Source organism: Marivita sp. (genome assembly GCF_017643905.1).
GTDB lineage: Bacteria > Pseudomonadota > Alphaproteobacteria > Rhodobacterales > Rhodobacteraceae > Marivita.
In genome coordinates this window covers 1-14,207 of sequence record NZ_JAEPMO010000034.1, presented here as the reverse complement: position 1 = coordinate 14,207, position 14,207 = coordinate 1, and the positions used below count along the sequence as shown (strand labels likewise).

12 protein-coding genes are annotated in these 14,207 nt (G+C 62.2%); 5 read left to right on the top strand and 7 right to left on the bottom strand.

Annotated elements, in window-relative coordinates; translation table 11 throughout:
- Window positions 1-49: 49 nt before the first annotated feature.
- From JJ869_RS07340 to JJ869_RS07325, 4 genes are read left to right on the top strand one after another with little or no spacing between them, the layout of a single operon-like run.
- Window positions 50-640: a 2-hydroxychromene-2-carboxylate isomerase gene (locus JJ869_RS07340; RefSeq protein ID WP_292265669.1), complete on the top strand. Its 591-nt coding sequence runs from the start codon at window positions 50-52 to the stop codon at window positions 638-640.
- Window positions 633-2,531: a PAS-domain containing protein gene (locus JJ869_RS07335; RefSeq protein ID WP_292265668.1), complete on the top strand. Its 1,899-nt coding sequence runs from the start codon at window positions 633-635 to the stop codon at window positions 2,529-2,531. The genes JJ869_RS07340 and JJ869_RS07335 overlap by 8 nt, the downstream gene beginning before the upstream one ends.
- Window positions 2,528-3,229 carry a response regulator transcription factor gene (locus tag JJ869_RS07330; RefSeq protein ID WP_292265665.1) on the top strand — a complete coding sequence of 234 codons (702 nt, stop codon included), beginning with the start codon at window positions 2,528-2,530 and terminating at the stop codon, window positions 3,227-3,229. Before JJ869_RS07335 ends, JJ869_RS07330 begins: the two co-directional genes overlap by 4 nt.
- Complete coding sequence (locus JJ869_RS07325; protein ID WP_292265662.1) at window positions 3,220-3,687, top strand: GNAT family N-acetyltransferase; 468 nt, start codon at window positions 3,220-3,222, stop codon at window positions 3,685-3,687. The genes JJ869_RS07330 and JJ869_RS07325 overlap by 10 nt, the downstream gene beginning before the upstream one ends.
- Window positions 3,688-3,689: 2 nt before the next feature.
- Here JJ869_RS07325 and JJ869_RS07320 read toward each other — a convergent pair whose 3' ends face one another.
- Complete coding sequence (locus JJ869_RS07320; RefSeq protein WP_292265660.1) at window positions 3,690-3,851, bottom strand: hypothetical protein; 162 nt, start codon at window positions 3,849-3,851, stop codon at window positions 3,690-3,692.
- A 230-nt stretch (window positions 3,852-4,081) separates the two neighbouring features.
- On the opposite strand from JJ869_RS07320, the gene JJ869_RS07315 reads away from it, so the two are divergent.
- The gene (locus JJ869_RS07315) at window positions 4,082-5,332 is read left to right on the top strand and encodes a PAS domain-containing protein (protein ID WP_292265657.1); all 1,251 of its coding nucleotides are present in this window, start codon (window positions 4,082-4,084) and stop codon (window positions 5,330-5,332) included.
- Between the two features lie 10 nt (window positions 5,333-5,342).
- On the opposite strand, the gene JJ869_RS07310 is transcribed toward JJ869_RS07315, so the two are convergent.
- From JJ869_RS07310 to leuS, 6 genes are all read right to left on the bottom strand, one after another.
- Window positions 5,343-6,542 carry a Zn-dependent hydrolase gene (locus JJ869_RS07310; RefSeq protein ID WP_292265655.1) on the bottom strand — a complete coding sequence of 400 codons (1,200 nt, stop codon included), beginning with the start codon at window positions 6,540-6,542 and terminating at the stop codon, window positions 5,343-5,345.
- A 152-nt stretch (window positions 6,543-6,694) separates the two neighbouring features.
- Window positions 6,695-9,463, bottom strand: coding sequence for a formate dehydrogenase subunit alpha (gene fdhF / locus JJ869_RS07305; RefSeq protein WP_292265653.1), 2,769 nt, complete (start codon window positions 9,461-9,463; stop codon window positions 6,695-6,697).
- A gap of 226 nt (window positions 9,464-9,689) precedes the next feature.
- Complete coding sequence (locus JJ869_RS07300; protein ID WP_292265651.1) at window positions 9,690-10,274, bottom strand: glutathione S-transferase family protein; 585 nt, start codon at window positions 10,272-10,274, stop codon at window positions 9,690-9,692.
- Between the two features lie 38 nt (window positions 10,275-10,312).
- Complete coding sequence (gene holA / locus JJ869_RS07295) at window positions 10,313-11,338, bottom strand: DNA polymerase III subunit delta (protein WP_292265649.1); 1,026 nt, start codon at window positions 11,336-11,338, stop codon at window positions 10,313-10,315.
- Window positions 11,335-11,829, bottom strand: a complete 495-nt coding sequence (gene lptE, locus JJ869_RS07290) for an LPS assembly lipoprotein LptE (RefSeq protein WP_292265646.1) — start codon at window positions 11,827-11,829, stop codon at window positions 11,335-11,337. Before lptE ends, holA begins: the two co-directional genes overlap by 4 nt.
- On the bottom strand, window positions 11,816-14,207 hold a 2,392-nt coding region (gene leuS / locus JJ869_RS07285), incomplete at its 5' end, for a leucine--tRNA ligase (RefSeq protein WP_292265644.1). The genes lptE and leuS, both read right to left, overlap by 14 nt.

The following is a 14,207-nucleotide window of genomic DNA, read 5'->3' as shown; positions in this document are numbered from 1 at the left end:
TGCGGTGCAGCCGGAGTTTGGGCCGTCGTATGACGATGGGAGACAGAACATGAAGGTCGAGTTCTGGTTCGAGTTTGCCTCAACCTATTCCTATCTCAGTGTCATGCGTTTGCCTGGCATCGCTGCTCACCGGGGAATCGACGTCGTGTGGCGCCCCTTTCTGCTTGGTCCGATCTTTGCCGCGCAGGGCCTGACGTCGTCCCCGTTCAATGTGTATCCCGTGAAAGGACGCTACATGTGGCGCGATATGGCGCGCCGAGCAGAGGAAAGAGGCCTGAACTTTCGGAAACCTGATCTCTTCCCGCAGAACGGTCTGCTCGCAGCTCGGGTTGCGACAGCTGCCTTGCCGGGAGCAGCCGCAATTCGGTTTTGTCAGATGGTGTATCAGGCCGAATTCGAACACGGCCGCAATATCTCTGACCCGGATACGATCGCGGAATGCGCAGCCGAGGCGGGACTGGATCCCAAGATGATCGAACGCGCCGACTCTGACGAGGTCAAGACCGTCTTGCGCAACACGACCGCCGATGCTCAAGCGCGCGGCATCTTCGGTGCGCCCTCTTTCACCGTCGGGGACGAACTATTCTGGGGCGATGACCGTCTGGAAGACGCGCTTGACTGGGCCATGCGAGATGCCTGATCGCGCAAATACCGACGCTCTGGTTCAGGCTGGTTTAAACCTGATCGGACAGGCCCTGTCGATCTATGACAGCGAGCTGCGACTCGCCGCCTGCAACACGCGGTTTGCAGAAATGTTCGACCTTCCTCATGCCCTGACCCGCCCCGGTGCGGATTTCGAGACCACGATCCGCCATCTTGTCGAATGCGGCGAATACGGAGAGATCGACGATGTCGAAACCTTCATCCGCGCCCGTGTCGAACAGGCCAGCGCCTTCCAGCCCCATTACATGGAGCGCACCCGCGCCAACGGCCGCACGATCAGTGTCGAAGGCGCACCGCTGCCCCAAGGCGGCTGGGTCACCGTCTATACCGACATCACCGAGGTGAAATCGCAGGAGCAATTGCTGCGCACCCGATCCGAGCTTTTGTCCGAAGAAGTGTTGGCCCGGTCCGAGGAACTGGCCGCCACCAACCGCAAACTGGCCGCAACGGTATCCGCACTGGAGGAAGCCCAGCGCGAACTGACCGAGATGGAGGCGCGCACCCGCCTCACCACGGAAATGATGCCCGCCCATATCGCGCATGTGGACAGCGCCGGGCGCTATACGTTTTCCAACCGACGCCTGTCGAATGTCATGCCGGGCCGTCCCTCCAAGATCGTCGGGCTGCATATTTCCGAAGCCTTGGGCGACGATGCCTATGCCCGCGTTCTGCCGCATCTCCAGATGGCGCTGGCGGGCGATCCCTCGACCTTTGAGTTCACCGACATCCACAGCTCCCGCCGCATCCGCGTGGCCTTTACCCCCGACGAATCCGAAAAGGGCGTCTACATCCTGTCGATGGACGTGACCGAGGAAACGCAGGCCCGCGCGGCGCTCCAGCAAACCCGCCGCCGCGAAATGGCAGCGCAACTGACCTCCGGCCTCGCACATGATTTCTCGAACCTGCTGACCATCATCCTTGGCATGCAGTCGAAACTCGCCCGCATGGACCTGCCTGCAGACGCCGATCCTCTGATCACGGCCACGTTGCAGGCCGCCCGCCGTGGCGGTGATCTGCTCAACCGCATTGCCGACATCACCGCACATCGCGCATGGCGGCCTGAACCGCTTGATGTGGCAAGCTTCCTGTCGGATCTGCACACTCTGGCAGCGCCGTCACTGCCCGACAGCATCGCTCTGCATGTCAGCACCTCGATCACAGAACGCGCCCTGCTTGATCCCGGTCAGCTTCAGGACAGCCTTCTCAACCTCATCCTGAACGCCCGCGATGCCTGCGGCGAACATGGCGCGATCCGGTTGAAAGCCACCGAGATGCGCGACACCTGGATCGACTTCACCGTCGAGGACACCGGCGCCGGTTTCTCGGAAGAGGCACTGAAACACGCGCTTGATCCGTTTTTCACCACCAAAGGCGACGGCGGGTCAGGTCTTGGCCTGTCGATGGTTTATGACATGGCCAAACTGGCGGGCGGGCAGCTTCAGGTCGGCAACACCGACACCGGCGCACGGGTGACCCTGCGCCTGCCCCTGCGCCATGCCGCCCGCCATCTGAGCAACGAACTGGTTCTGCTGGTCGAAGACAGCCCCGATCTGCGCACCACGATCCGTGACATGCTCACCAGCCTAGGCCACAGCGTGATCGAGGCGACCTCGGTCGACGAAGCGCTTGCCCTCGCGCAAGGCGTGCCCGACATCGCTTTTGTCCTGTCCGACATCTCTCTTGAAGGCCCGGCGCTTGGCACCGAATTGGTCGAAGCTTTGCCGAAGAAACCTGTCTACCTGATGACTTCCCTGCCCGCGTCTGACCCGCGCCACCAAAACGCGGCTGCAAAAACCGCGGTTCTGCCCAAACCCTTCAGCAAATCCGATCTGGCCGCGTTTCTGGGCCACGAGGCCCTCCCGACATGACCAAACCCCTGATCACCATCCTCGACGACGAACCCGCGATCCGCACCATGCTGTCCGAAGCGTTGGAAGACGCCGGATACGACACCCAATGCTTTGCCCGCGCCGCAGAGTTCGAAACGGCGCTACGCCGCACAACCCCGGATGTCTGCCTCGTCGATCTCGGCCTGCCCGACCGTGATGGCCTCAGTCTTGTGCACCGTCTGGCGCTGGAACAGGGTGCGACGGTGATCATCATCTCTGGCCGCGCACAGGTGCAGGACAAGATCACCGGGCTGGAACTGGGGGCCGATGATTACATCATCAAGCCCTTTGATCCGGCCGAGGTGGTCGCCCGTGTCCGCGCCCGTCTGCGCACCCGCGCGACCCCTGCGCCCACGGGCCAGACCGCCCGCTTCAACGGCTGGACCGCGCATTTCGATCGCTATTCGCTGGAGGACGACACCGGCACGGAAACGCCGTTTTCCCATGCCGAGGGCGAGGTGCTGCGGCTTTTCCTCGAAAGCCCCAACCGCCTGATCACCCGCGACTACATGCAGGACACGCTGGGCGGTGCCGCGGGCGACAGTTTTGACCGCGCGATGGATGTGCGTATCTCGCGCCTGCGCACCAAGCTGCGCGAGGACCCCAAGAACCCCCGCCTGATCAAGACGATCTATGGCGCCGGCTATATCTTTCTGGGCGAGGTGACATGGAGCTGACACCCGCTCGTCTCGGTCCCGGCGATGCCGCGCTCAAGGATGTCCTGACCCTGATCCGAACCGCCTTTGCCGACATGGACGGGCGCATCGACCCGCCGTCTTCCATGCACCTGCTCTCCCTGGACAGCGTGTCGGCCCAAGCCGAAACCGGCGAGGTCTGGGGGATCGGCGATCCGGTTCAGGCCTGTGTCTTTCTCACGCCAAAATCCGACAGCCTTTATCTGAGCAAGCTTGCTGTCGCCCCGGATGCACGGCGGCTGGGATTGGCAAGACGCTTGATTGCCCTCGCTAGATCGCGCGCCGCAGAGCTGTGCCTGCCGTGCGTGGAATTGCAAACCCGGATCGAACTGGTCGAAAACCACGCGACCTTCGAGGCACTGGGTTTCCGCGAAATCGGCCGCACAGCCCACGCAGGCTTTGATCGCCCCACGTCAATCACCTACAGGCTCAGCCTCTAGGATCAGATCCCAAGCACCCCGCGCAGCACCGGCAACACCGCCGCCGCGATGACCCCGACCAGCGCCGCAACCGCAAACCGCTGCCAGAAAGACGGCAACCGGGGCGACAATGCACCCAGCCCACCGCACACAAGCGCGTAAAACGCCATTGCCGTCACATCCATAGCGTGCCCCTTGCTGCCCTTGACTCAGGGTAGCACAAAATCACGCCGAATCCCAAAACCCGTACATCCTGCGGCTATGGAGGACCGTCGTCGCGGTCGCGCCCCGCCAGCGTCGACGTAAGGACAGACGCCAGCTCCTGCCCCAAAGCTTTTTGACAGCAGGGAATTGGCACCACTTTTGCAGCCTCAATATCAGCGCTGCGGCGCGCATTGCAGGAGCCAAGAGACTCGTGACCCGTTCCATTCAACAAGACCGCAGCATTGAGAAATCAGAAGCCAAAACGGCCAATTTCAATCAGGAAAGCATTTTCAAAATCGACGAACTCTTTTTCTCCCGCACCGACAACCGCGGAGTAATCGAGGCATTCAACTCCGTGTTTTCCCGGATTTCCGAACACGCGGATGATGCGCTGCGCGGCGCTCCACACAAGGTCATCCGACACAGCGACATGCCCAAAGCGGTGTTCTGGCTGATTTGGGATACTCTGAAAGCCGGAAAACCGATCACCGGCTATGTGAAGAATCGTGCAAAATCGGGACGGTATTACTGGGTCTATGCCGTGATCGCACCAGTTGATGGCGGGTTCCTTTCGGTCCGCATGAAACCGACCAGCCCCATGCTCGCCACGGTGGCGGAACTGTACAAGAAAATTCTCAGACTTGAACGCGAGGATGGCCTGTCGCCCGAGAAAAGTGCGGCCGTCCTGCTGCAGGAAATTCGGTCAATGGGCTTTGACGATTACATGGATTTCCAGGCGCATGCCCTCGTGACCGAGTTTCAGGCACGCGAGAACGCCTTGGGGCGAACACCCTTCAACGCACTCACCAACGCCATCAGGGTCGCAGAGGCAGAACGCATGATCTGCGACAAGATCGCCTCCATCACCGATGAACTGGCACAAGGCGCGATTTACATTCTGAACATGAAGCTTCAGGCCGTGAAACTTGGCCGGGATCGCGCCGCAATCGATGCGATTTCCAATAATTACGACTTGATCCTTGGCGATATCAAAAGCGGCATCACCCGCCTCAAATCCATCATGTCAGATGCATCCACATCGAATTTCAGCTCGCGCAAGGAAAGCCAGATCCTGCTCTGTGCATCCAGCATCATGGCCGAGGTCGTGCAAAACTTCGACCAAGGCGACGAACCCATGACGACCGAGGAACGGGAACGCGAATCTGTCTATCTGAGAAACCTGCACGCCGCGTTCTCCAACAAATCGACCGCGTCCGTATCGGCCATGATGGATGAATGTCGCCAGGTGCTTGGACGCATGGACAGTTTGCGACAGACCTTGCTGGGCCTGTCAGCCGTCCGTGTATCGCTGCGGGTGGAAACCAATCGACTGGGCGAAAGGGCACGTGGCCTCGACAGCTTGATCTCGGAAATCGACCAAAGTCACCAGCGCGTCCGGAATGACCTGGAACAGATGTTCGAAACCGCAAGCCATTTTTCGTCCGCAATCACAGCCTCCTGAACCGGAAGCCTCAGTCAAGCACCTCAACGGCACCGGCCAGAACCCGCAGCCCGGTCACCAGATCGGGCTCTGCGGTGTCTTCGCCGAACGCGTGGCTGATCCCGCCAATCGACGGCACGAAAAGCATCGCCACCGGCATCAGTTTCGACACGTTGGTCGCATCATGCAGCGCACCCGACGGCATCTTGCGCCAGCGTCCCGGCACATCTGTCTCGGCAGACGTCTCCAAAGCGCCGCGCAGGCGCGGGTCCATATCAACCGGCTCCAGCCCCAAAAGCGGCCCAAAGCTCAATTCGAACCCACCCGTCGCCGCCACCTCTTCGACAGTCTCGCGGATGATCGCTTCCATCCGCCCCAGCCGGTCCGTGTCGCCATCCCGCCACTGCATCGAAAATGTCACCTTGCCCGGCACGATGGAGGACGCGTTTGGGTGCAACGACACATGCCCGATGGTCCAAACCGTATGGGGTGTCACCACATTGGCGAACCGCTCCGCCAGCAACGTATTGAACCGTGACAGCGCCTGAAACGCATCGCGCCGCCCTTGCATCGGTGTGGTGCCCGCATGGTTCTGTTCGCCCACAAGCGTGATCTTCATGTCGCGAATGCCCACAATGGCATCGACCACCCCGATCGCCTCACCCTCGCGGTCGAGCACAGGCCCTTGTTCGATGTGCATTTCGAGAAAACCCGAGAACCGGCCCGGATCGACAAACGCCTCAGACCGCCCCTGCATCCGCGCCCGCGCTTCGGCAAAGGTCACACCATCCCGGTCCGTCAGCCCGTCGGCCTTCTCAAGCAAAAGATTCCCCGACCAGACCGCCGACCCGGTGGTCACCCCAAACCGGCCTTCCTCGTCCTGAAAGGACACAACCGAGACCGGCGGTCCGCCGGCGTCAGCCGAGGCCCGCGCCACCTCCAGCGCCGCAATCACGCCCAGCGCCCCGTCCAGCCAACCGCCCTCGGGCTGGCTGTCGGAATGCGACCCCAGCAAAAGCGATGTACCCTCGGCCAGCCCGAACACCGACCCAACGGGATCAACATGCACTGACAGGCCCGCCTCGCGCATCCGCTCCGCCAGCCAGTCCCGCGCAGCGATATCCGCGTCGGAATAGGCCGGGCGCACGACACCCTTGCCGACACCCGCCGCGCCGAACTGCCGCAAGGCATGCAAGTCAGCCAAGAATCGCTCCGCATTTACAGGCAGCATGACCCCGTCCCTTCTTCTCTTTCCAAATATGCAAATCCGACCCTGACACAGGCGACAACTCGATCAAATGCGTCACGCCACCAAACGCAGATCGGCCACGGGGTGCAAGCCCGTGGCCGAGAAAACCTGCGCGCGTCAGCGCTCAATAAACCTTATTCCGCAGCCACCGCGCCCGCATCAGCGGCTTCGACCCGCACCGCCGAGAACTTGAATTCGGGAATTTTGCCGTATGGGTCCAAAGCCGAATTGGTCAGGATATTCGCCGCCGCTTCGACATAGGCAAAGGGCAGGAACACCATGTCCGGGGCCACCGCCCGATCCGCCCGTGCCATCACCGTAACCGATCCGCGCTTGGTGGTCAGGCGCACATGGCCGCCCGGCTCAACCCCCAGCTTGCGCAGGGTGCTGGGATGCAGCGAACAGTTCGCCTCCGGCTCCACCGCATCCAGCACCGCAGATCGCCGCGTCATTGAACCTGTGTGCCAATGCTCCAACTGCCGCCCCGTAGTCAGGATCATCGGATACTCCGCATCCGGCACATCGTCCGGCGCAATGACAGACGCAGGTGTGAACCGTGCGCGGCCCTGAGGACGGGGGAACCCATCACCGAACACAATCGGCTGACCGGGATCTTCCGGCGACAGCGACGGGTAGGTCACGGCGTTTTCTCGCGCCAGGCGGTCCCAGGTGATGTTCTCCAGCGACCGCATGTTCAGCTTCATCTCGGCAAACACATCCGCCGGGCTGTCGTATTGCCAGTCCATGCCGCAACGCCGCGCAAGCTCCGTTGTGATGGCCCAATCCTCGCGCGCTTCACCCGGAGGTGTCACGGCAGGACGGCCCATCTGCACCTGACGGTTGGTGTTGGTCACCGTCCCCGACTTCTCGGCAAAGGCCGAGGCAGGCAGGATCACATCGGCATAGTTGGCGGTTTCAGTCAGGAAGATATCCTGCACGACCAGATGATCAAGCTTTGCCAACGCATCGCGTGCGTGCTCCACATCCGGGTCCGACATGGCCGGGTTTTCACCCAGAATATACATCGCCTTGATGTGGCCCTCGTGGACCGCATCCATGATCTCGGTCACGGTCAGACCCTTCTGGTTCGAGAAGTCCCCCGATCCCCACACTTCGGTAAAGGCAGACCGCACTCCATCATCCATCACCGACTGGTAATCCGGCAGGAACATCGGGATCAGCCCCGCATCCGACGCCCCCTGCACGTTGTTCTGTCCCCGCAGCGGGTGCAGCCCCGCACCGGGGCGGCCCACATGCCCGGTCATCAATGCAAGGCTGATCAGGCAGCGCGAATTGTCCGTGCCGTGGATGTGCTGGCTCACGCCCATCCCCCAGAAGATCATCCCAGCCTTGCCACCGGCAAAATCACGGGCCACCGCGCGCAGGGTCTCCGCATCAATCCCGCAGATATCGGCCATCTTCTCGGGCGCGAAATCCGCCAGATGCGCCTTTTCGGCCTCCCAGTTCTCGGTATAGGCCTCGATATACTGGCGGTCGTAGAGTTCCTCTTCGACGATAACATGCATGATCGCGTTGAGCATGCTCACATCCGCGCCGGGCCGGAATTGCAGCATATGCGTCGCGTGACGTTTCAGCGCCTGACCGCGCGGGTCCATCACGATCAGCTTGCCACCGCGCTTGGTGAACTGCTTGAAATAGGTCGCCGCAACCGGGTGGTTCTCGACCGGGTTCGCCCCGATCACGATGGCCACATCGGCATTCTCGATCTCGTTGAACGTGGCGGTCACAGCCCCCGACCCGACGTTCTCAAGCAAAGCCGCCACGGATGATGCATGGCACAGCCGTGTGCAGTGGTCGACGTTGTTGTGGCCGAATCCCTGACGGATGAACTTCTGGAAAAGATACGCCTCTTCGTTCGTACACTTGGCCGACCCAAAGCCTGCCACTTCGCGCCCCCGGCCCTTCAGCCCCTTGGCGGCAAAGTCCAGCGCCTCGTCCCACGTCGCCTCGCGGAACACCTCCTGCCAGTTGTTCGGATCGACATTCAGCCCCTTCGCAGGCGCATCGTCGCGCCGGATCAGCGGCTTGGTCAGGCGGTGCTTGTGGTGAATGTAATCGAACCCGAACCGCCCCTTCACACAAAGACGCCCCTCATTCGCAGGCCCGTTGATGCCCTCGACATAGACCACCTTGTTGTCCTTGACCTTGAGCGAGACCTGACAGCCGACACCGCAGAACGGGCAGACGCTTTCGACCTCCTTGTCGTAATCCTTGCTGTCGCCCTGCTGCTGGTCGTCCAGCACGGTCGCGGGCATCAGCGCGCCCGTCGGGCAGGCCTGCACACATTCGCCGCAAGCCACACAGGTCGACGCCCCCATCGGGTCGTCGAAATCGAACACCGGGTAGGCGTCATGCCCGCGTCCCGCCATACCGATCACGTCGTTCACCTGAACCTCGCGACAGGCGCGCACGCAGAGACCACACTGGATGCAGGCATCGAGGTTCACGCGCATCGCGACATGGCTGTCGTCAAGCAGCGGAATCCGTTCCGCTTCCAGCGTCGGCAAACGGCTTTCCGTCACGCCGTTCAATTCGGCCATGTCCCAGAGATGCGAGGATTTGTCATGCGCGGCATCACGCTCTGGCTGATCCGCCAGCAGCATCTCGACCACCATCTTGCGCGCAGATTTGGCACGGTGGGAGTCGGTGGTGACCACCATGCCCGCCACAGGTTCGCGAATGCACGACGCCACAAGCGTCCGCTCGCCCTCGACCTCGACCATACAGGCGCGGCAGTTGCCATCGGGGCGATAACCCGGTGCCGGTTTGTGGCACAGATGCGGGATCACCAGCCCCCTGCCATTGGCCACCTCCCAGATGGTCTCGCCCTTGCGGGCCTGGACCTCTTTGCCGTCCAGAGTAAAGCGGATCGTGTCAGTCATCGCGGTCTCCCTTGTCGCGGACACTCTAACCGCAAATCGGGCCTGTCGTGGATCAACAATCCCGACACCTTGGCGCGGATTTGCGGCTGACCGGTTTCCGATGCGAACAATTCTCCCGGAAGGGGCGCGGGAAGCCCTTTCGAAAGGGCTTGCCCAAGCGCGTTCTAACGCGCTTCAAAACGCGGTTTCGAAACCGCGTCATCAAGGGCTTTCGAAAGCCCTTGGCTCAGAGCGCCGCCGCCCGCTCGAAGGCAGGCCGTGTCCGCAACCGCCGCAGGTAGTCGACCAGAACCTCCGGCGCTTCCGGAAACTTCGCGTTCCGCGCCCAGCCAAGACAATGCGCCAGAACGATATCCGGCACGGTTGGTTCATCCCCGGCGAGGCAGTCAGAAGTCAACTCTCCCGCAATCCGCTCAAGATTGTGGGAAAACTCTACCTTCAGACTTTCCTTCACAGCGGGCACACGCTGATCCTCGGGCAGGAGGAAACTGTGCCGCGCCGCCGTCCAGAGAACCGCATCCACCTCGTCCAGCACCCGAAACGTCCACGCATCCTGCCGCGCCCGCGCCACAGTCCCGGCGGGATGCGTAAACGCGCCATGCTTGTCCGCGAGATAGGTCAGAATCGCCATCGAATCGGCAATCACGTCGTCGCCATCGACCAGCACCGGCACCTTACCCAAGGGGCTGACCGCGCGCACTTCTTCCGAACGCGGGGCTGCCGGAACATGCTCATAAGGCACGCCCAGTTCTTCCAGCAGCCACAAGGGCCGGAACGCCCGCGTCGCGCGATTGCCCACCAGTTTGTACATCTTCGTCCTCCCAAAACCGGGTCTCCGCCCGGCAAATCCTACCTGCGCCCCAGCATCGCCAACCGGATGAACGCCCGTTCCACAATCGCCAATGCAGGCCCGTGCTGCCCCGCCGAGCGCAACGACAGGTCGGTCTCCAAGAGCATCTGCAGCGCCTGTTCCAGACGATGCATGCCCCAGCCCGACGCCTGCCGCGACATCCGATCCCTTCGCGGGCCAAAGACCGGGGGCCGCAGCCGCCCCATCCCCTGCCCCACCCCGCCGGGATCCGACGCCGCCGTGTGCAACGCGCGAAAATGCCGGGTCGCCATGATCAGCAGCGTCACCGCCGCCGTCCCCTGCGCCTCGAGCCGGGCCATCACCGGACCGATTTCCCCGGTGCGCCCTTCGGCCACGATATTGAGCACATCGTCCAGATCCGCCTCGGTCGAGCCCGGCGCGCAGAGCGTCACCTCGTCCGGTGAAAGCGGTGCCGAATCGCCCAACTTGTAGAGTGCGATCTTTTCGAGCGTCTGCCGAAAATCGCCCGGGTCCAGCTCCTTCGACAGGGCCGTGAGCATCTCCATCGCCGCACCATCGGGGCGAGCCAGACCCGCACGTGTCAGTTCCGCCTCGATCTCGGCGCGCGACGGCGGGTCGTTGTACAATGCTGCCGCATAGGCATTCGGGTGCCCCTCGAACAGCTTGCGCAGCGCCGACTTGGCCTGCAACTGCCCGGCGGTCACAACGATCTGAGCATCGCCCGGCTGCCAATCCTCGACTGCCGCCTCAATCGGTTTGATCACCGTGTCATTCGCGTCCTCGACAAAGGCAACACGCGGCCCGGGGAAAAACCCGACCGCCTTGATCGCATCGCCCAGAAGTGCGGGTTCCTTGCGCAACTCCGCCGCGGGAATCCGCGTGAGGCGCATTTCGCCCTCGCCCTCCGGCCCGATCAGCGCCGCGATCAGTTCCTGCCGCTTGAGCGCCACCCGCATCGCGTCTTCGCCATAGATCAGGATGCCGAGCTTGGCCGGGTCCGGACGGGCAAAATACCCCGACGCCTCGCGCGGGGGCAGCTTCATGCGGGCAGGCCGCTGGCCGAAATGACCAGACGATCCACGATCTGATCCGCCAGAATCACCATCAACCGCGATGCGGCATCCCGTTCGGCGGCGAGCGTCGCCACCGTCGATCCCGTTGCGGAAAACCCGGTGAAATCGGTCACGCGGCCCTGACGCACCACGCTGTCGCTCTGTGTGTCCTTCAGCGCGTAATCCGCGCGGCCCGTCAGTTGGAACCGGTTTGTCGTCCCCTCGACCGAGGTCGCCAGCCCCTGACGTTGGATCGTCGGCGTCACGGTCAGCACGTAGCGCCCCCCGTCATTGCGCCCGAACCGGTCCTCCAACCGCTGCGCGATCAGAAACCCGTCCCGCCGGTCAGGAGCAACCACACGCAGGTTGTCCTGCAACACCGACGCGCCACCCTCCGGCCCATAGGCGGGCGTGAACCCGCAGGCCGCACCCGCGACCAGCGCTGACAGCGCAAAAAGCGTCTGGCGTCTATGCAACCACATTCACGATCCGACCCGGCACAACGATCACCTTCTTGGGGCTTGCGCCATCCAGCGCACGTTTCACACCATCGGTCGCCAGCGCCAGCTTTTCAACCTCGGCCTTGTCCATGTCCTTGGGCACGGTGATCTCGTCCCGGCGCTTGCCGTTCACCTGAATGGGCAAGGTTACCGTGTCTTCGACCAGCATCGCCTCATCCGCCTTGGGCCAGGGCGCATTGGCAACCAGACCCTCACCGCCCAGAAGCGCCCAGATCTCCTCGGACAAATGCGGGGTCATCGGCGACATGAGCTGCGCCAACGTCTTTGCCGCCTGCCGTTTCGCATCAGAGCCAGCCTTGGATTTCGACAGCGCATTGGTAAATGCGTAAAGCCGCGCAATCGAGGCGTTGAAGCCAAAGCTTTCCACACCCACGGTCACGTCATGGATCGCCTTGTGCATCTCGCGCAGCAGAGCATCGTCCTCGGCATTGGCCGCCTCGTTCGCCTCGGCCACCTCGGACGCGATCCGGTAGACCCGGCCCAAGTGACGCGCCGCCGCCTCGGCACCCGAGGCTGTCCATTCCACGTCCCGTTCGGGCGGCGAGTCGGACAGCACGAACCAGCGCGCGGTATCGGCACCGTATTGCTGGATGATCGCAACCGGATCGACCACGTTGTTCTTGGATTTCGACATCTTGGCTGAGGGGATGATCTCGACCTCGGTGCCGTCTTTCAGGAATCCCTTGCCATCGCGCAGCTCTACATCTTCGGGATAGTGATAGACCGGACGACCATCCGCCCCCTTCGTTTGGTAAATCGCGTGTGTCACCATACCCTGCGTGAAAAGCGCGTTGAACGGCTCCTTGCAGCGTTCCGGCAGGTGCCCTGTGATGTGCATCGCGCGGGCAAAGAAGCGCGAATAGAGCAGGTGCAGGATCGCGTGCTCGATGCCGCCGATATACTGGTCGACATTCATCCAATACTCCGCATCCGCCATATCCGTCGGCGTATCCGCACGGGGCGCGGTGAAGCGGGCAAAGTACCACGACGAATCGACGAACGTGTCCATCGTGTCGGTCTCGCGCTTGGCTGGCTGACCACAGGACGGGCAGGGGCAATTGCGCCATGACGGATGACGGTCGAGAGGATTGCCAGGGATCGAGAAGTCGATGGCCTTGCCATCCTCGTCATAAGGCAGCGCGATCGGCAGGTTCTCTTTCTTCTCGGGCACCACGCCACAGGCATCGCAATGCACCACCGGGATCGGACAGCCCCAATAGCGCTGGCGGCTCAGACCCCAATCGCGCAGGCGGAACTTGGTCACGCCATGGCCAACACCGTTCGCTTCACAGAACCCGATGGCCGCTTCGATGGCGTCATTCCCCGTCTGAGCCTCTTCGCCAGCAAAGCCACGAATATAACGGACAGTCTCGGGTTTGGGCGGCACATAGGCCGGACCACCGTCTTCGGGCAGGATAAACGCATCCTCACCCATCGCAGGCACATAGGTGCTCTGCACCGGCAGGTCGTATTTCCGCGCGAAATCAAGGTCGCGCTGGTCATGCGCCGGGCAGCCGAAAATCGCGCCGGTGCCGTAATCCATCAGAATGAAGTTGGCCACATAGACCGGCAATTCCCACGCCGTATCAAAGGGATGACGCACACGCAGCCCGGTGTCGAAGCCGCGCTTTTCGGCCTTCTCCAACGCCTCTTCCGTCGTCCCGCCCTTACGGCACTCGGCATTGAACGCGGCCAGATCGGCGTTGTCCTTTTCCAGATGCTTCGCTAGCGGATGGTCAGGCGAAATGCCAACAAACGACGCGCCCATCAGCGTGTCGGGACGGGTCGTATACACCTCAATCCGGTCGAACCCATCCGGCGCGTCAATGGTCGAGAACGCAAACTGCAATCCCCGCGATTTGCCGATCCAGTTGGCCTGCATCAGCTTCACCTTAGCGGGCCAATCATCCAGCGTGTCCAAAGCGTCCAACAATTCCTCCGACATATCGGAGATCTTGAAAAACCACTGCGTCAGCTCGCGCCGTTCCACCTCGGCACCGGATCGCCAGCCCTTGCCGTCGATCACCTGCTCATTGGCAAGCACCGTCATATCGACCGGGTCCCAGTTCACCACTGCGTTCTTGCGGTAGACCAACCCGGCTTCCAGCATGTCGAGGAACAGCGCCTGCTGCTGACCGTAGTATTCAGGATCGCAGGTCGCGAACATGCGCGACCAGTCCAGACCAAAGCCCAAGGGATTCATCTGACTGACCATCGTGTCGATGTTGGAATAGGTCCAATCCTTGGGATGCCCGCCCGACGCCATCGCGGCGTTCTCGGCCGGCATGCCGAAGGCGTCAAACCCCATGGGATGCAACACATTATGCCCGGTAGACAGC

Bases quoted from the DNA above. Each gene is read 5' to 3' on its own strand.
- JJ869_RS07325 (WP_292265662.1), top strand. From the start codon at position 3,220: ATGGAGCTGACACCCGCTCGTCTCGGTCCCGGCGATGCCGCGCTCAAG.
- lptE (WP_292265646.1), bottom strand. From the start codon at position 11,829: ATGTGGTTGCATAGACGCCAGACGCTTTTTGCGCTGTCAGCGCTGGTC.
- JJ869_RS07310 (WP_292265655.1), bottom strand. From the start codon at position 6,542: ATGCTGCCTGTAAATGCGGAGCGATTCTTGGCTGACTTGCATGCCTTG.
- JJ869_RS07340 (WP_292265669.1), top strand. From the start codon at position 50: ATGAAGGTCGAGTTCTGGTTCGAGTTTGCCTCAACCTATTCCTATCTC.
- JJ869_RS07330 (WP_292265665.1), top strand. From the start codon at position 2,528: ATGACCAAACCCCTGATCACCATCCTCGACGACGAACCCGCGATCCGC.
- holA (WP_292265649.1), bottom strand. From the start codon at position 11,338: ATGAAGCTGCCCCCGCGCGAGGCGTCGGGGTATTTTGCCCGTCCGGAC.
- JJ869_RS07335 (WP_292265668.1), top strand. From the start codon at position 633: ATGCCTGATCGCGCAAATACCGACGCTCTGGTTCAGGCTGGTTTAAAC.
- JJ869_RS07300 (WP_292265651.1), bottom strand. From the start codon at position 10,274: ATGTACAAACTGGTGGGCAATCGCGCGACGCGGGCGTTCCGGCCCTTG.
- JJ869_RS07320 (WP_292265660.1), bottom strand. From the start codon at position 3,851: ATGGATGTGACGGCAATGGCGTTTTACGCGCTTGTGTGCGGTGGGCTG.
- fdhF (WP_292265653.1), bottom strand. From the start codon at position 9,463: ATGACTGACACGATCCGCTTTACTCTGGACGGCAAAGAGGTCCAGGCC.